The organism is Candidatus Thiodiazotropha endolucinida (assembly GCF_001715975.1).
Classification (GTDB): Bacteria; Pseudomonadota; Gammaproteobacteria; order Chromatiales; family Chromatiaceae; genus Thiodiazotropha; species Thiodiazotropha endolucinida.
In genome coordinates this window covers 13,955-34,412 of record NZ_MARB01000023.1, presented here as the reverse complement: position 1 = coordinate 34,412, position 20,458 = coordinate 13,955, and the positions used below count along the sequence as shown (strand labels likewise).

General features: G+C 54.0%; 21 protein-coding genes. 7 read left to right on the top strand and 14 right to left on the bottom strand.

Annotation, left to right across the window (positions count from 1 at the left end):
• Positions 1-146 precede the first annotated feature (146 nt).
• From CODIS_RS16570 to CODIS_RS16555, 4 genes are all read right to left on the bottom strand, one after another.
• A complete protein-coding gene (locus CODIS_RS16570; RefSeq protein WP_069127193.1) occupies positions 147-842 on the bottom strand; it encodes an alpha/beta hydrolase family protein in 696 nt (231 codons plus the stop codon).
• A 150-nt stretch (positions 843-992) separates the two neighbouring features.
• Positions 993-1,820: an SDR family oxidoreductase gene (locus tag CODIS_RS16565; protein WP_069127157.1), complete on the bottom strand. Its 828-nt coding sequence runs from the start codon at positions 1,818-1,820 to the stop codon at positions 993-995.
• A 15-nt stretch (positions 1,821-1,835) separates the two neighbouring features.
• The gene (locus tag CODIS_RS16560; protein WP_069127156.1) at positions 1,836-3,437 is read right to left on the bottom strand and encodes an aldehyde dehydrogenase family protein; all 1,602 of its coding nucleotides are present in this window, start codon (positions 3,435-3,437) and stop codon (positions 1,836-1,838) included.
• Between the two features lie 26 nt (positions 3,438-3,463).
• A complete protein-coding gene (locus CODIS_RS16555; protein WP_069127155.1) occupies positions 3,464-4,288 on the bottom strand; it encodes an SDR family NAD(P)-dependent oxidoreductase in 825 nt (274 codons plus the stop codon).
• Between the two features lie 243 nt (positions 4,289-4,531).
• Here CODIS_RS16555 and CODIS_RS16550 point away from each other — a divergent pair, with 243 nt between their 5' ends.
• Positions 4,532-5,413, top strand: coding sequence for an AraC family transcriptional regulator (locus tag CODIS_RS16550; RefSeq protein WP_069127154.1), 882 nt, complete (start codon positions 4,532-4,534; stop codon positions 5,411-5,413).
• A gap of 441 nt (positions 5,414-5,854) precedes the next feature.
• On the opposite strand, the gene CODIS_RS16545 is transcribed toward CODIS_RS16550, so the two are convergent.
• The 6 genes from CODIS_RS16545 to CODIS_RS16525 form a co-directional block, all read right to left on the bottom strand.
• A complete protein-coding gene (locus CODIS_RS16545; protein WP_083220844.1) occupies positions 5,855-6,394 on the bottom strand; it encodes a hypothetical protein in 540 nt (179 codons plus the stop codon).
• Positions 6,395-6,396: 2 nt separating this feature from the next.
• Complete coding sequence (locus tag CODIS_RS16540; RefSeq protein WP_069127152.1) at positions 6,397-8,325, bottom strand: monovalent cation:proton antiporter-2 (CPA2) family protein; 1,929 nt, start codon at positions 8,323-8,325, stop codon at positions 6,397-6,399.
• Positions 8,326-8,328: 3 nt separating this feature from the next.
• On the bottom strand, positions 8,329-8,985 hold the full coding sequence (locus CODIS_RS16535; protein WP_069127192.1) for an NAD(P)H-dependent oxidoreductase: 657 nt from the start codon (positions 8,983-8,985) through the stop codon (positions 8,329-8,331).
• 98 nt (positions 8,986-9,083) lie between these two features.
• Entirely contained in the window at positions 9,084-9,410 is a 327-nt protein-coding gene (locus CODIS_RS21785) for a glutathione S-transferase N-terminal domain-containing protein (protein WP_417903663.1), read from the bottom strand.
• Position 9,411: 1 nt separating this feature from the next.
• Positions 9,412-9,813, bottom strand: a complete 402-nt coding sequence (locus CODIS_RS16530; protein WP_069127151.1) for a GFA family protein — start codon at positions 9,811-9,813, stop codon at positions 9,412-9,414.
• A complete protein-coding gene (locus CODIS_RS16525) occupies positions 9,785-10,411 on the bottom strand; it encodes an NAD(P)H-dependent oxidoreductase (RefSeq protein ID WP_069127150.1) in 627 nt (208 codons plus the stop codon). The genes CODIS_RS16530 and CODIS_RS16525 overlap by 29 nt, the downstream gene beginning before the upstream one ends.
• 80 nt (positions 10,412-10,491) lie before the next feature.
• Here CODIS_RS16525 and CODIS_RS16520 point away from each other — a divergent pair, with 80 nt between their 5' ends.
• The 3 genes from CODIS_RS16520 (at position 10,492) to CODIS_RS16510 (ending at position 13,089) form a co-directional block, all read left to right on the top strand.
• A complete protein-coding gene (locus CODIS_RS16520; RefSeq protein ID WP_069127149.1) occupies positions 10,492-10,857 on the top strand; it encodes a winged helix-turn-helix transcriptional regulator in 366 nt (121 codons plus the stop codon).
• Positions 10,858-11,230: 373 nt separating this feature from the next.
• Positions 11,231-12,019, top strand: a complete 789-nt coding sequence (locus CODIS_RS16515; RefSeq protein WP_235615262.1) for an oxygen-binding di-iron domain-containing protein — start codon at positions 11,231-11,233, stop codon at positions 12,017-12,019.
• A gap of 8 nt (positions 12,020-12,027) precedes the next feature.
• A complete protein-coding gene (locus tag CODIS_RS16510) occupies positions 12,028-13,089 on the top strand; it encodes a GGDEF domain-containing protein (protein ID WP_069127148.1) in 1,062 nt (353 codons plus the stop codon).
• Positions 13,090-13,264: 175 nt separating this feature from the next.
• On the opposite strand, the gene CODIS_RS16505 is transcribed toward CODIS_RS16510, so the two are convergent.
• Together CODIS_RS16505 and CODIS_RS16500 are read right to left on the bottom strand one after the other, a co-directional pair.
• Positions 13,265-14,293: a metal-dependent hydrolase gene (locus tag CODIS_RS16505; RefSeq protein ID WP_069127147.1), complete on the bottom strand. Its 1,029-nt coding sequence runs from the start codon at positions 14,291-14,293 to the stop codon at positions 13,265-13,267.
• A 21-nt stretch (positions 14,294-14,314) separates the two neighbouring features.
• Complete coding sequence (locus tag CODIS_RS16500; RefSeq protein ID WP_069127146.1) at positions 14,315-15,016, bottom strand: TetR/AcrR family transcriptional regulator; 702 nt, start codon at positions 15,014-15,016, stop codon at positions 14,315-14,317.
• Positions 15,017-15,272: 256 nt separating this feature from the next.
• On the opposite strand from CODIS_RS16500, the gene CODIS_RS16495 reads away from it, so the two are divergent.
• Positions 15,273-15,446, top strand: a complete 174-nt coding sequence (locus tag CODIS_RS16495) for a hypothetical protein (protein ID WP_154723176.1) — start codon at positions 15,273-15,275, stop codon at positions 15,444-15,446.
• On the opposite strand, the gene CODIS_RS16490 is transcribed toward CODIS_RS16495, so the two are convergent.
• Positions 15,436-16,317, bottom strand: coding sequence for a LysR family transcriptional regulator (locus tag CODIS_RS16490; RefSeq protein ID WP_069127144.1), 882 nt, complete (start codon positions 16,315-16,317; stop codon positions 15,436-15,438). The two genes, CODIS_RS16495 and CODIS_RS16490, sit on opposite strands and share 11 nt — an antisense overlap.
• Before the next feature lie 171 nt (positions 16,318-16,488).
• On the opposite strand from CODIS_RS16490, the gene acnB reads away from it, so the two are divergent.
• Positions 16,489-19,092 carry a bifunctional aconitate hydratase 2/2-methylisocitrate dehydratase gene (gene acnB / locus CODIS_RS16485; RefSeq protein ID WP_069127143.1) on the top strand — a complete coding sequence of 868 codons (2,604 nt, stop codon included), beginning with the start codon at positions 16,489-16,491 and terminating at the stop codon, positions 19,090-19,092.
• Positions 19,093-19,243: 151 nt separating this feature from the next.
• Entirely contained in the window at positions 19,244-19,486 is a 243-nt protein-coding gene (locus CODIS_RS16480; RefSeq protein ID WP_154723175.1) for a hypothetical protein, read from the top strand.
• Here the strand turns inward: CODIS_RS16480 and CODIS_RS16475 are convergent.
• A complete protein-coding gene (locus CODIS_RS16475) occupies positions 19,466-20,365 on the bottom strand; it encodes an alpha/beta fold hydrolase (protein WP_069127141.1) in 900 nt (299 codons plus the stop codon). The two genes, CODIS_RS16480 and CODIS_RS16475, sit on opposite strands and share 21 nt — an antisense overlap.
• Between the last annotated feature and the right edge of the window lie 93 nt (positions 20,366-20,458).

The following is a 20,458-nucleotide window of genomic DNA, read 5'->3' as shown; positions in this document are numbered from 1 at the left end:
AGGGATACCCCATTGGGGCAGTTAGCTCGCTAGCAGCAAGGATTGGAAAGTGCTTATGGTGACGGTGGGCGTCTGGTTTTACGATCAGTCAGAAGCGCGCTTTATAGAGAAGGGTTGGTTAACGCTCGATTCTTCATATCAGGGGATCATTCACGGTGAAATTTTCCGTTATTCAGGAAAGCTATTACCTGTTTGGCTACATCTTTGCTATAGCGCATCATTGAATGCCCGCTCTCTATCTCGATGAAATCAGTCATGCCCTCCAATTTCGTTGACTCTACTGGTACCAGTCCATCGTCGCGGCCTGGCAAGAGGTCGTCATTGGAATCACTGTCGTAATAGCCAGCAATAACACCTACCGGGTAGTAGGGTGGCTCAAGTTGTTTGGGGAGACTGGTATCATCCGTTCCCAGTGCATTAGCTGTGGGGCCAAGCAGTTGCATCAGGCAGTTGTCACGCATGTTATCGACAATCTCTGTACCCTGGTTTGGTGTGCCAACCAATACAACGCGCCCCAAATATTCAAGTTTGTTTTCCTGTAGATAGGCGCGGATCAGCAATCCGCCAAGGGAGTGGCCGACGAAATGCACGGTACGATCCTGTTCTGCACAGCAAGCATCAATCTGTTGGCTGATGTTCCCGATAATCTCTTCAGGTGCCTTGTTCAGGGAGCTGTATCCAACCTGTTCAACTTGATAACCGGCATTGCCGATCCTTGCAGCTAGCAACCACATGGCGGTATTGCTGCGCCCCAGGCCGTGTAGCAGCACCACAATGTCCTGATTGGTGGTTTCTTCTCCCTTTGACCGCCAGTCGTTGGCCGCAAGAGCGAAGGACAACATGGCAGCACTTAGAAATGCTGTCACTGAGAGCAATAATATTTTTGTTTTCGCCATATCTTTGGTGACTTAGACTGTTTTAGTTCAGTTGAGGCAAAACGATTGGAGTTGCCTCGGTTGTTCGGCTCGGTATCAGCCGAGCCTTTCCGTTCGTTAATGATGTCGGGCCAGACCGAATTGCTTTTTCAGACCTCCAATAAAGGTCTCGTCATCCAGCGCCTCGCGATTTGCCATCAGTTCCTTGGCATCGTCACCGGCTGTGTAGCGTAGGGTATCCGTGTCGTCGGTAACAGCGTTCCAGATCACCTCGGCTACAATACTGGCCGGTGAAGCCTGGCTAAGCGTCGCTTCGAATGCGGACATCAGCGTATTGACCGTATCCTGGTATTCCGCCAGGGATTCATCATTGATGAAGTCGAAAGAACGTCCTCCGAAGTCTGTGGCGATAGCTCCCGGCTCGACGATCTTGACCTTGATGTCCAGCGGTTCCAACTCGAAGTGAAGGGCTTCGGACAAGCCTTCCACCGCGAACTTGGTGCCGTGATAGAGGGTGCCGAGAGGGAAGGTCATCTTGCCGCCAATGGATGAGACATTGACGATGGTGCCCGATTTCTGTTTGCGCATATACGGTAATACTGCCTTAGTCGTTTCCAACAGACCGATGACATTGGTATCAAACTGCCTGCGTATATTTTCCATTGGGAAAGCTTCCAGCGGACCGTAAGCGCCATAACCGGCATTGTTTAGCAATACGTCGATTTGACCGAATCTTTCGATGCCCTTGGTTACTGCTGATTTAATCGAATCAGAATCGGTAACGTCGAGCCGGGTAACCAGTACATTGTCGAGTCGGTTCAACTCGGTTTCCTTTTCAGGTGTGCGCATAGTGGCGATGACATTCCAGCCTTTCTCCTGAAAATACTTTGCGGTTGCTTTGCCGATGCCACTGGAGGCGCCGGTGATCAGAATCGCTTTGTTCATATCAGTTTCCCCTGCCTAAAAATCTTTTTTTCGAAAACTACCAGCGATGGCGCCACCCATGAGGCACGCGAGGTTCTTCCAACTCGGTTCAACCGCGTAGTTGGACATTTCTGTGGCCAGTGTGTCGAAGGCGCCTTTGCTGGTTCTGATCATGTGGCCTGGTGACATGAAACCTGCGGTCATGATGGACTTTTCGACATTTTCGAAATTCATCGCATTGCCAAAGTTGCCATGACCGGAGACGAAGTCTTTGCCTTCCTCGTTACCACCCCAGGTGAGCCATGGCGACAGGAAGACGAAAGGCGGCATGGTGTTGACGGCGACCGCGCCATATTCCAGGTCGGTCACTGCCTGATCCAACTCGGTCTGATGCGCCTTATTTGTGTCTTCATCGATCAAGATGCAGCTACTCAGGGTCCCAAGCAGACGTGTATTGCAGAACTCAACAGCTCTAGGCAGGAAGTCGGCTGCGTTGGCAGGTACATCCAGCGGTACCTCGTCGATGATCTGGCAGAAGGCTTCGTTGGCGGTGGCGTAACTTTCTTCTTCCGCTCCGGTAATCAGCAGGAAGTCAGCGCTTCTGTATTTGCCGCCTTCCGGCTTGAGAATTTCGGCCCGAGGATAAGCTTCAAGGAAACCTTCCATGACCTTGTCTGAACCGGGGTAATAGGTACCGTCAGCAGGCGTATCCTCAATAATCGCCTTGCGGATAGCGTTAAGGAAGGCCTCGCGTTGTGGCCAATGTTTAGAGGTCACCAGCGTTTGAACGCGACCACAGACGGCACCACCGTTTAATTTATTGATGGTAGCGATCTGTTGTGCTTGGTGGGTGATTTCCTTGTCCGTCCATGGACGGTCACCGGGCACAATGATGCAGGGATTGTTGCCGCCACATTCCGAGACCAGCGGTGTGGTCGTGGCTGACATGATAGCCTTGGCAGTCCCTGTGCCGCCGGTGAAGTAGATTTTATTTAGGCGCGGATCAGTGGTCAGTTCAGGGCCCTGATCGTGATCAGCGAAAGCGAGCACTTTCTGGTCGACAAGCGGCTGCATGATCTTTGCCCAGATCTTGTCCGTTTCCGCGTTCAAGTGGTGCGGCTTGTGTGCCACCGCGCAGTTCTCAAAGAAAATCGCCTTGAGCATCTCCAGGGCGGAGGAGTAGTTGCCTGCACCCAGGACTGCGATGATGCCAGCAGACTTGTCCATCGGGTTAACCTGCTTCGGCTCGCCCTTGACGCGCAGTACATCAGTGCGGTCACTATTCATCAGCCGGTCTTTAGCGTGGGAAGGGAAGACCTTGATATCGTAAAGATCATTACCCAACGGGATAATGGATAGCGGCTTGGGCATCTCGCCATGAACCAGCCCTTTGTAAACCTCGATGGCGGCGGTCACTGTATTAGCCATCGGCACGACAGTGGCAACTTTGGAGAGAGAGTTGGAGTACAGTTCTTCACCCATCAGTCCGTTCTTCATCTTTGTGTCGGACGAAGCGAGTTCGTCACCGTATTGTTGCAGGTTCTCGCGTACGGCCTCTAAAAGTGCCAGGCGCTCGGTAGGCGGGATTTCGGCCCATTTCTGCGGGTTCAGTTGATCAATGGCTACTTTTGCTTTCATTGCCGTAACTCCAGTGTTTCTGTTTGCTAAGCGTTATCAACGGCTTCCTGCATGCGGCCCATCAGGCTACGGACATCGAATTCGTCGTCACCCTCGTAGCGTGGGGCGTAGGTGGCATAGGCCTTTACGATCTCGTCATGGCGCGCGTTGATGCGCTCTATGTTGTAAGCGTGCGAGACAATATAGAATTCGCCCGCCTTGATCTGCTCCATGGCGATCGACACGAAGCGGTCGGTATCCATGGCCATGGTCATCGCCTCTGGTGGACCTAGCTCGGATCTCACGAAACCTGGGCAGACGAGGCCAACTTCTATAAAGTCGGGTACCTCCTCGCGCAATGATTCGGTCAGCGCAAGGACCGCATGCTTGGTGGCGACATAGGCGGCTCCCATCGGTACGCCATGAAACAGGGAGTTTTCCGATCCGATGTTGTAGATGGCGGCGGGTGTTCCCTGTTCGGTTAAACGCTTCCCGAAGATTGACGAGCCGTGCCAGACGCCGTAGAAGTTGACGTTAAAAATGCTCTGCACGCTCTCCAAAGGTGTGTCGATCACCGGCATCGGTGGAAGCATGGTGCCAGCGTTGTTGACGATAACGTCAACATGACCAAAGGCGTTCCATGAAAAATCCGCCAGCGCTTCGACCTGCTCGGGCTGGGTTACGTCACAAATGGTGTATTTAGCTTCGATACCGAGTTCAGCAAGCTTGTCTATCGCTTCCTGCAAGCGGTTCTCGTGCAGTGCGCCGATCACGATTTTGGCACCACCGGCGCCGAATGCTTTGGCAAAAGCAAAGCCGATTCCAGTCGCGCCACCTGTGATAACAACCACTTTGTCCTTGAAATCTTTCATTTTCTGATCCTCTTGGGTGAATCCTTGCCGGGAGATTTCCACACCAACTTGTCGTCGATTGTTGGAGGTAGGGTTTCTCTCCCCGGCTGCTCAATTTCTTTGAGTATTAATTTAGAGGGAAATGCTATGGAATCGAATACATAAACAGCTACAAAGCTTGCATAATTCTCTATTTATTACAGTAATGTATTGTCTGTGTGGTGGTTTCTGATATGGTTAAGTCAGGCGGCGCGGAGAGAAGGCATGGTCAATCAAGACACCAGACTGGCTGAGCTTGCGCAGCTGATTAGCAAACATGCGCCGGACAATGGTCTGTACCAGACCGCGCTGCATCAGCTGCTCTTGTTCAGAGAATTGGAGATGCACGGAAGAGAAGCCGTGGTGTATGAGCCTGCGCTCATCATCGCGGCACAGGGCAGGAAGTATGTGTACCTCGATGGTACCCGTTATGAATACAGTACCGGTAACTTTCTGGCTCTGTTCATGCCGATGGCAGTCGAGTGCGAGATGATCGGTGTTAGTGAGAGCGAACCGATGCTTGCGGTTGGCGTTCGACTGGATCGTCACAGGCTGGCTAAACTGTTACTGAAAATGGACGGTGCAGGTCAGTCGTCAGCCAAACCACAGATTTCAAGTACCTCAGGAATCTTTACATCACCCGTTAAAGATAATCTTCTCGACGCGACCATCCGTTTGCTCAGAACGCTCGACGATCCCGTCGAAACCACGGTGCTTGGTGAATCCATTCTTGATGAAATCTACTACCGCATTCTTAGTGATGAGCAGGGCGGAGCGCTGAAGGTATTGCTGCGGCAGCAGGGACAGATTCAGCAGATCTCCAAGGCCGTCGAGCACCTCAATGAAAACCTCGATAAAAACGTGTCAGTGGATGATCTTGCCGGTCTGGTCGGTATGAGCAGCTCAGGCTTCCACAAGAAATTCAAGGAGGTGATGCACGTATCACCTTTGCAGTATACGAAGCTGATCAGGCTCAACAAAGCCAAGGCCTACATCATGGAAGGGAAGAATGTCAGCGAGGCAGGCTACCTGGTAGGTTATAACAGCCCGGCCCAGTTCAGCCGGGAATACAAGCGCCAATTCGGAGTGTCACCTTCAGCGACTTAGTCCTTGACTGCTTATGTTTTCCCAACAACGAATTGGAATGCTAGAAGGCTTTTATTGTTGTCGTGGGCTTAATGAATTGGCACACATTCGCTCTGTAGATGGTCAGCATATGGTTTGCCAAGTGATGTGACCTTATGAAAAATAAAGAAAGAGGGAAGGATCGAATCCCTCCCTCTCCGCCAACTCATAATAAAAACAATAAGATACAAACATGAAAATCCCTCAACACAGTCGATGCCGGGGTAGGGCCGCTAAAATAATTCAGTTATTTGCAGGCAATTAGGCTGGGAAAAGCCTGAAAATATAGAAGCATATGGCCCACAAATCGGTCCGTCGTTTATTGGAATGGTGTTTTTTGGGTAACACTGAGCAGTAAGTGCTCATGCGGTTATTTGGCTCGTAGTTTTCCCATCGTCCATTTATGGCACCTTCTTCCACCGTTTACCACTTCATGAACGGTGGTGGACTCAGCGGGTGCTTGCCGAACCACTCCTTTGCGCCTTTCATCAAGAAACGATGAAACCCGGCGTTGGGAATCCTGGCTTTCACTTCGTCTACGAAGCTTTTCGGCAGCCCGCACTTAAATAATCCCAGAGAAAAATCGACAAGGTCACCCTTTCGGAACACTTCAACAAGCGGAAACCGGTCGTCCCTGTGCCGGCGTATCTTGTGATGCCATTCGATCATCAAACCGATCTCTTCTGACCAGGCATCCTGGCCTGTTTCGGTGAGATAGCGCTTAGCTTGCACGATCGACGGCGGTATGTAGTCCACGGTCTGATCTGACCAAAGGCCGATATCGTGGAAGCAGGCGGCTATGGCAAGTTTAGTCTTCTCCTCCTCGGAGCATTGCCTTAGGGCTAGACAGAAGTTGAACATTCGGTAGACGTGACCCCGGTAGCCGGTGTATTCCTCGCCGATTCTGGTCTTCCAGTCCGAAAGTATCTCTTCGATTAGAGGATGGTTCGTCTCAATAGCCACATTCACTCATCCATGTGTTTGGTGTAGCCCTTGGGCGGAGGCGTCCAGCCGCGCTCGGACCGATCATGTAGCTGCAGGCGGTCAGCCTCCATCATCTCCTTGAGTGTCTCACCGTGTTCCCTGGCGCGTGCCAGAAAAGCCTTGTTACTTGCCATCTCGGTATTCTCGTCCCAGAGCTCATACAGACTATCCAATCCTGCCTCGTCATGTTTTCGAAACGCCTGTGACATCTTTTCGACCTTGAACGGATGCAGCCCGACAGCGTTCAGTGCCGCTTTGCCAAGTTCCAGCGAACCGTCAAACATCTCTCTTACAGCGATATCGACGCCGGCCTTATTCAGTAGATAGAGATGGCTGACATCAAACGCCCGAGCCAGGATTTTAATTTGCGGATAGTGACGGTGGACATGCTCGACCATCTCGACCGTACGCTCACGGTCGTCAATGGCGATAACAATAACGCTGGCGGATTCAATGCCGGCCGCATGCAGCAGTTCCGGCCGCGAAGCATCGCCATAGTAGCTTTTAACGCCGAACTTGCTGAGCATGTCGATGGTGGTCGCCTCATGGTCCAATACGACCGTCGGAACCCCACTGGCAACGAGCAGCCGGTTGACGATCTGACCGAAACGACCATTGCCGGCGATAATGACTGTTCCGGTTTCCTCAATCTCGTCGTGCTTTCGACCTCCAGTTTCAATCTGACGGGACTGGATCAATTTGTCATAAAGAATGAACAATACCGGCGTCAGCAGCATTGAGAGTGCGACCACCAGCGACAGCGTGGCGGCCAGTTCCGGCGGTATTACCCGATTCTGCAGACTGAAACTCAACAGCACGAAACCGAATTCCCCTGCCTGGGCCAAGCCGAGGGTAAACAGCCAGCCGTCAACTGTTTCGAGGCGGAATAGGCGGGCAAAGCCATAGAGGACGATTCCTTTCAGGGTCATCACGCCGAGTGTCAGGTCGAGAACCGTGGCGAAGTCTGCGAAGAGGATGCCGAAATCGATACCGGCCCCCACGGTGATGAAGAATAGTCCGAGCAGTAGACCCTTGAAGGGTTCGATGTCAGATTCGAGTTCATGACGGAACTCGCTATTGGCCAGCACCACGCCGGCGAGGAAGGTTCCAAGCGCCGGGGAGAGGTCCACCAGTGTCATAAGCAGTGCAATACCGATCACCAGCAGTAATGCGCTGGCAGTGAAGATCTCCCGCAGGCGGGATTCGGCGATGAAACGGAACATTGGCCGTGATAGAAAGTGACCACCGAGCAGCACGGTCGCGACGGCTCCGAGAACGACCAGCGCATGCGCCCAGCCGGGCAGGGCTGCGACGAGACTCATATCCTCGTGGTGCCCGCCATCGTCGTGTGCGCCGGTCGCCGCGGGCAGATGCTCCGATCCGCTCCCCGCTATTTCGGGTAACACGAGGAGGGGGATCAGCGCCAGCATGGGAATGACGGCGATGTCCTGAAACAACAGGACGGAAAAGCTTGCCCGGCCGCCCTCGGTTTTGGTCAAACCCTTCTCGTTGAGTGTCTGAAGGACGATGGCAGTGGATGAAAGTGAGAAAATCAGACCGATGGTCAAGGCCACGCTCCAATAGAGTCCCATCAGGAGCGCGGCACCTGTAATCAGTGCTGCAGTGATGCCCACCTGCAGCCCTCCAAGTCCGATCAGCCGGTTACGCATCTCCCACAGCATGCGTGGTTGCAGCTCCAGGCCGACCAGGAACAGCATCATCACGACACCGAACTCGGCGAAATGTTGTATCGCCTGGGTTTCCGAGCCGACCAAGCCGATGACGGGTCCGATGACGATGCCCGCGAGCAGATAACCTAAAACCGATCCCAGTCCGAGCCGCTTGGCAATGGGCACCGCAACGACCGCAGCACAGAGATAGATAAAGGCCTGAAACAGTAATCCGCCCATTGCTCAGTCCTCCTCGAGGATCGCGTTGAGGTCGCTGTTGAGCCTGGGCAGGCTCTGCGCAATCACGATATTGAGCCGATCGTCACGCAGGGCTTCGAGTACACGTATCCAGTCGGCGATATGTTTCCCGATCCTTCCTTCCTCAACTACCATGCGTGAACCGAATAGGGCAAAAGGCGGTAAGTAAGTCATGCCGCAGAGTAGGGCCGTCTGTTCCAGCGGATGGAGTAGTTCACGGATGGTGAAGTGGTTGTACCCCTCCGAGCGGTATGCCGCCTCGATTCCGCCGGCGGTGAGCGCATTGAAAAAGATCTTGCCATGGAGTGCTGTTCCATTCGAGCCGTAGGCGAAGTCGTGTTCCAGCACAAGATCCTGCCATTCCTTCAGTATGGCCGGGGTCGAGTACCAATACAGCGGGTGCTGAAAGATGATGACATCGTGTTCAAGGAGCCGCTGTTGTTCCCGATCGATGTCGATCTGAAAGTCTGGATATTCGGCATACAAATCAATCAGGGTTATACCGTCAATATCGACAACGGCCTCCGCCATCGGGCGATTTGCCTCGGAGCGGTTGAGTGAAGGGTGCGCAAGCAAAAGCAGGATTCGACGTAAGGTTTTCGATGGAATCTCAAAATCCTTAACGCTTTCGGTAGTTGTCACTTCGGTCTCCTTCATTGCTTGTCTTCGATATCCTCTCTATCAGGTTTCTGTTACATCCTTATGCCCCTGACCTAGACTATAAGGGAGGTAGAACTCGATCAAGCGTTGGCGGTAATTATCGTGATCCGTGGACGTAGCCCTGAAGCTGCTTGTCTCCAGCATGGACTCATACCAGTAGCTGAATCATGACCAGAGGCTTCCCGTCGTTGGAAGGGTGAAATCGCGCTATTTCGAGAAATTTCAAGCCACCATTGGGATTTTTGATAGGGATCCACCTCGATATACTCGAAATCAAGTTGCTTATACAGCAAGGCCATCCAGGCTCTTTGAGCAAACGGGCAGTACCACGCTGAGTAAAACTTCAATGGTTTATTTGTGGGATTTTTTAGTGGGTTTCCATGGGTCGCTTCGCGAATGCGCAACATGTCAGCTTTTAGGAATTTGATCGTCGATATCGACAATGCGGCGGTCGTAATAGAAGTGCGCGTTCGACTGGAATTCTTCCGGCAGCTCATTGTTCGTGCACTTGCGGATGAGCAACTGCGATACCAGTCGCCAGCCCATCGCATTGGTGTTATAGACCGTCTCACCGCAGTGCTTGCAGAACACCCGTGTCATCTCCAGCGTTGGAAACTTGTACTCGATGGCATGTTCTGCACCTGACGCGATACTGGCCTGGTCAGCATCCCATGCGACGATCGAGTGATAGGGCACATCGAGTAACGCGCGACAATCTTCGCAGTGGCAATAGGCATGCACCCTAGGGGTGCCCGTCATCTCAAGCTCAATCGCGCCGCAGTCACACTGCACTTTGTAGTTCTTGCTCATCGCCACTGACCTCTGAAAAATGTTCGTTGAGGTGGGCTTCGAAGCGCACCAGGTCGTTGTCGATGTCGGGATTCTTTATGACATCGTGGCAGGCGAAGGTTTCGATCGGTTCCATGCCGAAGAAGCGGAAGTTCATGTGCATCGGGAACAGCAGATCGTCGACTGACCTCCCCTGGAACAGGTCCTGACTGGGATCGTCGAATGCTTCCTTAGGCGCATTGAAGGTCAACGAGAGCATGTATTTCTTCCCGGCCAGTGTCCCGCCGGAACCGTATTGTTTGATAGGGTCGCTGCGCCTGCGGCCGTCGCCGTCGCACAGGGTGCCGTCCATCCCGGCCGAATAGATTGTGTCCATGTATTTCTTGAAGGACCAGGGCACTCCCATCCAGTTGACTGGCGTCTGCAGGAGAATGACGTCTGCCCATTGGTGCTTTTCCAGTTCGGTGGCGACGTCGTAGTCGTCTTTCATCGTCGTGGTCTTTACCTTGTGCCCATTGACTGAAAGGGTTTCCGCTGCCTTGTCTGCGAGTGTGTTGTTCAGCCTGCCCTCAGAGAACGGGTAGTACTCGTGGGCATTGATAATGAAAATATTGGGCATGTTGCTGTCTCCTTGGTGAAAGCGTTGATGTATGGTGTTACACTAAGTGACCATAGTCAACTAGTATACTTTTGGTAACCATGAAGACATCTAAGGCACGTGTCGAACTGAGATCGGACGGGAAAAAGGTGGTCATCAACGCCTGCTCCGAACCTTGCCCGATCGAGCGGGGCATGCGCATCATCGGCGGCAAGTGGAAAGGCTCGATACTCTGGCACCTGCAGGACGGTCCAGTCCGGTTTAATGATCTAGCTCGTCAACTCGGCGGAGCGAGCAAAAAGATGGTCAACCAGAGACTCAAAGAGATGGAAGAGATCGGCCTGGTGGAGCGAAAGGTTCTTAGCACCAGACCGGTAGCTATTGCATACGAGATCACCGACTTTGGCCGTTCTTCCCTGACCGTGCTGGAACAACTGAAGGACTGGGCTGAGGTAAATGGACTCTGACAATCAGTTTAATTCTCGCTACAGTTTCCATTCGTCTGCTGAAATGGAGTGTGTTTAAGTGTGCTTGCAGTAGAAAACCGGATTTCACAGCAAATCAATCGACTATTTCAGTGTTAACATATGGTTCACTTGAAATACGATGGCATTTGGCGCACCAGAAAGTTGAGTCAAATCGGCAATGGTTTGTCGGTGAGTGTTGTGGAATATCTTCAGCAGGCCCTTCCGAAAAAAAATTCCGTCCCAAGGCTGTGATATTCGACTGGGCTTTGCACAATCTTTGCCGTATTGATAAAGATCAATACCATGTTATCGGGCAGAGTCTACACTGATTAATAGCAAACTGAACACATGGCTCGCTGCCCGAAGGTGTGCTGTGCCCTATCAAGCGGATTTCACTCTCACCACTGCGGCGATCCCCGATATGGATATTCCGACACCGTTGTATTCGCGACATGGTACGACGATCTATTGGCTGGGGATCACCGATGAAACAGCATTTCGTTGCAACACCTATCTTATTGTTGATGGTGACCAGGCGCTATTGGTGGATCCTGGCAACCGCTCTTTTTTTGATCAGGTGAAGACGCGGGTTTCACAAATCATGCTGCCGGAGCATGTCAGCGGACTGATAGTGTGTCACCAGGATCCGGATGTTGCGGCATCGATGGTCGACTGGCTGGAATTGAATCCTGAAATGCCGGTCTATTCCTCACCCAGGACCCATGTCCTGCTTCCTCACTACGGTAATCCCGATTACAACGCTTATGATATTGTCGCCAATCCCGAATTTACCCTGCCATCCGGCAGCCATTTGAGATTCATAGAGGCCCCGTTTCTGCATTTCCCTGGCGCTTTTGTAACCTATCACTCGGAGAGCGGTTTTTTGTTTTCAGGGGACATTTGGGCGGCCCTTGATACAGATTGGAGTCTGGCCGTTTCCTCTTTCGGGGTACACAAAGAGAAAATGGATCTGTTTCACCTGGATTACATGGCATCCAATCTGGCAACTCGGGGTTTCATTAAGTCACTATCTGGCTTCGAGATCCAGGCCATACTGCCTCAGCATGGATCAATCATCGGAACCTCCCATGTTGACGACGCAATCGAGTATCTGAAGGAACTACGATGTGGAACGGACCTGATCTACCCTGAGATACCCTAAGCGATACCATGCATACCCTCACAACGGAAATTCAGGAACGGGTCTCAAAAATACTCCGTGAAAATAAGTTGCTTGAGGAAAGTCTTCGTCAATCCATCCGATTGGGGAAACTGCGGGAAAAAGCCCTCAACAACCTGATTAATGTTGAACGTCAGCTAAAGAAGAGCGAAGCAAGATTCAAGAGTATCGCAATGGCCACCAGGGAAGGTATCATCATCGTTGACCGTGAAGCCCGAATATTGTTCTGGAATCCTGCTGCGGAAAAAATACTCGGATATACCGCCGCAGACTTAACTGATCGAAACATTCACGAACTGCTTGTACCCGAACGGCTCAGAAGCAATGCCAGCGAACATTTCAGTCGGTTCGTAGACGAATATGGCAAGGAATTTGAATCTTGGACCAAGCAGTTTCCCGCGGTACGAAAAAATGGCGAGGAAACCATCCTGGAACTGACGGTCTCCCCGTTTGAGAGCCTGAATGGCTGGCAGGCACTCGGATCGTTTCGGGATATCGCCCATCAAAAGCTGGAAGAGGAACGACTCAAGTTTCTTGCCTCCCACGACCCGATGACCGGTTTGTATAATCGCAGAGGGCTGGCCGAACGGTTTGCGCAGGACCTGAAGAGAGCCAAGCGCTATAAACACAATATTACCTTGTTGCTGTTGGATGTGGATAACCTGAAAAAGATCAATGATACCTTTGGCCACCATATTGGTGACGAGGTTTTGCACAGGATATCAGAGATTATCGAGTATGCGGTCCGGGATGTGGATTATGTCAGCCGTTTTGGAGGTGACGAATTCATCGTCGTTCTGGGTGAAACCCAACTGGACCAGGCAACCACAACTGCAGAGAGAATTCGCAAGCGTGCTGCAAAAGAGATCCACAGCATGGATGACGGGCAGGAGATATCGTCAACCGTCAGTATCGGCGTATCGATGTTTCCCGATCATGGTCACGACCTGGACTCATTAGTCGATGCTGCGGATTCCGCCCTTTACAGGGCCAAAAAGAAGGGACGCAACGCCATATCGAAGGCCGTAGGAGAAGAAGAGAGTAAGGTGTAGCGGTTAAGCCCCAAATGTAGGGGTACATATCTGAAAAGGGTGTCAGCTCTGCATAGGGGGCATCCGCGGGACGTGGTCAACCGCTGAATCTTTCAACATGCATCTGTTATTCGTGAGTTGAAGTGCGGTCCAGACAGGATATCGGATGCTCTTACATAAAGCAGTGAAATCCAGTTCAATGTTGAGTGATGGTAGGCAGTGCCTGCCGTTCGTTGTGGCTAAATCGCTTCAAGCGGTAGAGCCTCCATGCCTGCCCATGTCGGCGACACATGCCGTAACGGAATGCGGGTGTCATATAGGGCAGGGTGTAGCGAAGATCGGTAAACCATGCACAGGCTTCTCCTCCCTCTTTATCCAGGCGATACAGGACTGGAAAGCGGGCGAACTCCCTGAATTTTAAAAATAGCGGCTGACTCCATGCCTCATCGATCAGGGGGACGAGACTGTTATCGTTTCCCAGCAGGCTTTCCTGTCGCCACTCAAGTGCAGTGCTACCCCGATAGTCATCGATGATGGCCTTGTCCTTGGCAAGCAGGCTGAGATAGGCGACCCGATACTCATCACCGGCCCGGTTGATTGCCTGCCAATAGAAGGGTGAGAAGGGTTGCGGCAAAAGATGCAGATCGGACGCTTCGGACAACTGTGCGGCAACAATCCTGTAGGCATGACTCCTGAGCCCCCATTGGGCGCCCAGGTAGAGAGACAGCAACAACAGGCCACTCATGGCAGCACGTCTTCCCGGGTGACGCAGGGAGTAGAGGAGGGTTGCTGCAAGCAGAATGGTGACTATCCCATCGATGACAAAGCTTGTACCGATAGCGTAGAGGGAGGACGAAAACGGATAGAAAATCCTGATTCCGAAAACCGTCAACAGATCGAGTAGAATATGGGACGTAACCCCCAGTCCGCACAGGGCGTAGACAGTGAACCACCGACTCCTTGCCCAGTGGGAGTACATCCAAAGCGATGCCAATAATCCAGCCCAGACTGGCATGAACAACAGTGAGTGAGTTGCAGTTCGATGCCAATCCGCTAGGAACAGCAGGGGATCTATCCAGAAACTCAGGTAGTCGATATCCGGGAAGGCTGCGGCGGTGCCGGCAACGGCCAGTCGCATAGGCAGCTCCTTAACGGGTGCCGATTCGATTCGAGTAACCGCCAGTGTACAGACCGCGCCGAAAAGAACATGGGTGACAGTGTCCATCGGCTGGTGGTTATTCTCTCCTCAGTGGACCGATCCCTCGACACTCTGTGGGATATCTCTCTTAGCCTCGCCATGTGCCGGTGTGAAATCCTCATGCCCGGTTCTGCTGAAGGGGGTTAGAAAGCGCGCTACTGCTTCTGCGCGTCCCAGCAGCCGGTCGAGTAATCGCCGGGTTTTTTCCGCTTCATTGGAGCTGTCGAACAGCCAGTGAGCGAAGCTTGCAAGGTAGATATTGGTCAGCCCCATCTCTTCGATGACACGATGCAGATGTATGGCGTCACGATGTGCCGACTCAAGAAACCACTGTACCGTGCGGCTTATTCTCAATACGCCAAGCACCTGCAGATGTATATGGCCCAGCTCGAATTTGTACATCAGCATATCCCGGCTGACGCGGCGATGATCCTGCATCGCCATCAACCAGCACATGACGGAACGATGAAGGCGTTCCCGGGTGGTCAGGGAGAGGTAATCCGGCAGAGCGGCATCGGCCAGCATGGCGCGGTCCGCGCGATCATACCACGCCTCCACCAGGTCATCCTTCTGCCGGTAATAACGATGAATCACTTCAAGGTCGATGCCCATCTCGGCCGCTACCTGATGCAGTCGTATCGATTCCCATGAGCCCTCCTCGGCCAATCGAACGGCGGTATCGAGAATACGCTCAGCCAAAGGATCGACAGGATTCTCCCGGGTGTTTTTCGAAGGGTTTTGGGTAGTCATAGCATCAAAGGAGTGAGTTGAAGATAACTAGCAGTATAGTCGTTGGCAGATTTTCATAGCAGGGAGTTGTCAGTGTGCTATTGAGTGAATGATAAATCAGAAAATCATCAGAATAGCTTTCATGGCTTGAGTGAGTGACCTGAAAATACCCTGATATGAGCATAGCTACTCTGGAGCACGCAATAGGCATTCTCGGGTCTAATCGGATGATAATTGAAGCGGTAATTATGCCCAGGGGAGAATGATGGAAATTATCTTGGCTGGATTATTAATGTTGGCGCCGGCGATCTTTTTCGTTCTGCTGGTCGCAGGCGGAATCATCATGGCGAGCATGTGGATCTATGCACATTTGCCGATCAACAAAGCAGGAAAACAGCAGAGAGTCGAGAGAAGAAGCGGTATCGACAGGCGTCATACCGTCATGCAATAGACTGCTCCTCTCTGAGCAATGATGAAAAGGCCTGGGCCGCGGGGGAGAGGGAACTGCCCTGCTTGGCGATGACTGCCAATTCACGGACGATGTTGAGTCCGCGTACTTCGATTTCGCAGACGCCTGCCAGGGTATCCACGCCCATGCGACTGACAAAGGCAAGGTTGCCTGTGGTGGCCACCATGCGCAGGATGGCCGGTATGGAGCGCAATTCCATCACCACGTTCATCTCAACACCTGCGTCGCGCAGGGCCGCATCGATAATCTGGCGCACCGCCGTGTCAGCCTCGAAGCCGACAAAGGCGAGTCCGTCAAGGGCCTTGGCGTCAACCTCGTTCAGGCGTGCCAGGGGGTGCTCCCTGGGTGCGACCAACACGATCCGGTCGGTGATCAGGGGCCAGATCTGCAGCTCCCTGGCCTGAACAGGCAAAGTGACCAGCCCCAATTCCAGACGGCCGCTGATGACATCCCCGGCCACTTCGATACTCCCCGCCTCTTTGAGTTGAAAGCGGATCCCGGGATGTTCCTGCCGAAAGCGGGCGATCGCTGTCGGTAGCACGAAGGAGACTGCGGTTGCACCGCCGCCGATGCGTACTGTGCCCCCCTCCAGGCCCTGATGCGCCCTGACCTGTTCGCGCAGGTGGTCGAAACGGTTGACCAGGCCCCGAGCCTCGCGTTCCACCAATCGGCCAATCTCAGTCAATTGGGCGCCTTTGCGCCCTCGGGATAGCAGCTCGGCACCGAAATACGCTTCCAGCTGCTGCAGGCGGCGGGAGAGGGCGGGTTGGGTGAGGCCGATACGGTCTGCCGCCTCGGTGATGGAACCGGTGTCGGCCACAGCCAGGAGTGATCTCAGGCGTTGAAGATCCATAATCAGGCAATAATAGCATGCAAAAATATTATGTTATATATGCGAACAATCCATTATACGTATGGATCAACCTCTGCTATCTTCCTAATCCACACTCCGGTGAATACCGGAATCCCATGATCAGGAGACTGCCATCGATGGCGGTTCCCCATAACTGAAGCGAGGTCATCCATGCTCGAAGCCTATCGCCAGCACGTTGAAGAACGCGCCAAACAGGGTATCCCACCGCTGCCGTTGAACGCGCAGCAGGTCGCCGATCTGGTGGAGCTGCTGAAAAACCCAACCGCCGGCGATGAGGAGACCCTGCTCGATCTCCTCACCAACCGGGTGCCACCGGGGGTGGATGATGCCGCCTATGTGAAGGCAGGCTTCCTGGCCGCAGTGGCCAAGGGTGAGGCGGAGAGTCCCCTGGTGGACAAACAGAAGGCGGTGGAACTGCTCGGTACCATGCTGGGCGGCTATAACATCCAGCCCCTGATCGACCTGATGGACGACAGTGAGCTTGGCGGGCTGGCCGCCGAACAGCTGAAGTTCACCCTGCTGATGTTCGATGCCTTCCACGATGTTAAGGAGAAAGCCGATGGCGGTAACGCCAATGCCAAGGCAGTGATGGACTCCTGGGCCGACGCCGAGTGGTTCAAGCGCAAGCCCGACGTACCGGCTGAGATTAAGCTGACCGTCTTCAAGGTCACCGGCGAAACCAATACCGACGACCTTTCGCCGGCTCAGGATGCCTGGTCCCGTCCCGATATCCCGCTGCATGCCCTGGCGATGCTGAAGAACGAGCGCGAGGGCATCAACCCGGATGAACCAGGCACGATTGGTCCGATCTCGAACCTCGAATCACTCAAGTCCAAGGGATTGCCCCTGGCCTATGTGGGTGACGTAGTGGGTGCCGGTTCCTCGCGTAAGTCGGCCACCAACTCGGTGCTTTGGCACATGGGTGACGATATCCCCTTCGTACCCAACAAGCGTCAGGGCGGTGTAGTGCTGGGTGGCAAGATCGCGCCCATCTTTTTCAACACCGTCGAGGACTCAGGCGCACTGCCTATCGAATGCCCGGTAGAGCAGCTCGCCATGGGTGACGTTATCGTGGTGGAGCCCTACGAGGGCAGGATCGAAACAGAATCAGGTGAGGTGCTCTCCGAATTCTCCCTCAAGACCGAGGTGCTGCTGGATGAGGCGAAGGCGGGCGGTCGGATTCCTCTGATCATCGGCCGCTCCCTGACTGAACGAGCCCGTGAGGCCCTAGGCCTGGGCGCCACTGACGTCTTCCGTCGTCCCGTCGATCCGGAAGATTCCGGCAAGGGTTTTACTCTGGCCCAGAAGATGGTCGGCCAGGCCTGCGGTGTCGACGGCATTCGTCCCGGTACCTACTGCGAGCCGCGCATGAGCACCGTCGGTTCCCAGGACACCACCGGTCCCATGACCCGGGACGAGCTGAAGGAGTTGGCCTGTCTCGGCTTCTCCGCCGATCTGGTGATGCAGTCCTTCTGCCACACCGCCGCCTATCCCAAGCCGGTGGATATCAACACCCAGCACACCCTGCCCGATTTCATCCAGAACCGGGGTGGTGTCTCCCTGCGCCCGGGCGACGGTATTATCCACTCCTGGCTCAACCGCATGCTGCTGCCTGATCAGGTGGGCACCGGCGGCGACTCCCACACCCGTTTCCCGCTGGGCATCTCATTTCCGGCCGGTTCCGGCCTGGTGGCCTTCGGCGCGGCCCTGGGGGTGATCCCGCTGGATATGCCCGAGTCGGTACTGGTGAAGTTCACCGGTGAGATGCAACTTGGTATCACCCTGCGCGATCTGGTCAACGCCATCCCCTACGCGGCACTGCAGCGGGGTCTGTTGACGGTGGAGAAAAAGGGCAAGAAGAACATCTACAATGGCCGCATTCTGGAGATCCAGGGGCTGCCCGATCTGACCGTGGAGCAGGCCTTCGAACTCTCCGACGCCTCCGCCGAGCGTTCCGCCGGCGGTTGTACCATCGAGCTTTCCGAGGAGTCGGTGGCCGAGTACCTGCGTTCCAACATCACCATGTTGCGTTGGATGATCGACAACGGTTACGAAGACGCCCGTACCCTGGAGCGCCGCGCCCGCGCCATGGAGGAGTGGCTGGAGAATCCAACCCTGATGCGCGCCGATAAGGATGCGGAGTATGCCGAGGTGATCGAGATCGACATGTCGCAGATCAAGGAACCCCTCCTGGCGTGCCCGAACGATCCGGATGACGTCAAGCCGCTTTCGGAAGTGCAGGGCACCAAGATCGACGAGGTCTTCATCGGTTCCTGCATGACCAATATCGGTCACTTCCGGGCTACCGCCAAGCTGCTGGAGGCCTCGGGTGAGTCTATCCCGACCCGCCTCTGGCTGGCGCCCCCCACCAAGATGGACGAGCAGCAGCTGATGGAGGAGGGTGTCTATAACATCTACGCCAGTGCAGGCGCCCGTACCGAGATGCCCGGTTGTTCCCTCTGTATGGGCAACCAGGCGCGTATCGCGGCGGGCTCAACAGCGGTCTCGACTTCCACGCGTAACTTCCCCAACCGTCTGGGGCAGGGCGCCGATGTCTTCCTCTCCTCGGCGGAGCTGGCCGCGGTGGCCGCCGTCATGGGCAAGCTGCCGACGGTGGAGGAGTACATGGCCTACGCCACCAAGATCGACTCCATGGCGCCGGAGATCTACAAGTATCTCAACTTCGACAAGATGGATGAGTATGTGGAATCGGCCCAGCGGGGGCAGGAGATCGCGGTCAAGCTGATCGCCTGAGGATCAGGCCAGACCGGAGGGATTGGCCTCCGGTCTGTATGAGACTTGCTGGCTGTCGGTAAGTACCTGGCATTCATGCAGTCGAGCATAACGACTAGCTACATAGAGAGCATTATGAGAATATCGAATGCTCCATGGAACGGAGCACGATATGTCTCACGCAGCGATCACGGAGCGGTCGCCACACAGCCCACCCTATAAACGTCATCGGCCGGAACAGACGCTTCTCTATCACATCATTGAGCGGCACTACCCGGCGCTCAGGGATGTGATGGCCGTGCAGGACAAGGACTTGCCCCCGCACGTACAACAGGAATTTGCCGACTACCTCAAATGCGGCCGTCTGGGGCCCTGCCCCACCAGTTCTTGGCTGTCACTGCTCCTCATTCACTGACTTGAGTCGACCAAGAAAGCGCTTGATGCTGCTGATAACCTCAGCATCTTGCAGGATGCGCATATGTCCAAGCCCCCGGGTTATCTGGAGTTCGCTGTCTGCCCAGGCCGCGTGTACTGCTCTGCCGTTGGATACCGGGATGTATCTATCCCGCGAGTCATGAATGATCAGTCCAGGAAGATCTGCAAGACGAACCCACTCCTGCATAGAAAACCGAGACCACATATCTTCACCGAAGCGCTGCTCAAGACGGCGTTTCAATTGACCAACTACCACCTCATTCAAACCCAGGAGACTTGAAAACTGCTGCAACAGGGTGGTGACGTCCTTGGGTGTGGAGATACAGACCACTGCGCTCGCACGGGCACCGTTCGAGATTGCGTGCAGCGTACACATGCCACCAAAAGAATGGGCAATCACTACCGTATCATCTCCAGACTCCTGTAGCAGTTGCGTGATGAAACCGCTGATTTCGAAGATATCTGTACTGTTGCCGGAAGAACGACCATGGCCAGGCGCATCGAATGCGGTGACCTGGAAGCCCTGTCCCACCAGCGCCTCCACCAGGAAGGCCATCTGCCCCGCATCGCCGTTCCACCCGTGAGTCAGCAGTACTGGCTGGCCCTCACCCCATCGATAGACGCGAACTGACTTCCCGCCATATCGTCTGACTTCAACACTGGCCTGACCCAAAACACGCTGTTCATCCGCAGTCATGGAGCGATGTTGGGTGCGATACCAGAAGTAGTTTGCCAATCGTCCGGCCAGAGAGGGAGATACCCGTGTCAGGCTAGAGAAGGCGCGCTGAATCGGTGTGTTCTTGCGCGTGTTTTTTTTGCTGCGCGGCCCGGATATGGCTTGTGCGGTCGATAGGGACATTTTCTTTCTCCTCTTGATTCTCTTCTAGGACAGATTGCCGGTGTTGAAAAAAATATAGTCCTGGACTAGGTTGTCAGTAAGAGTCATAAATGA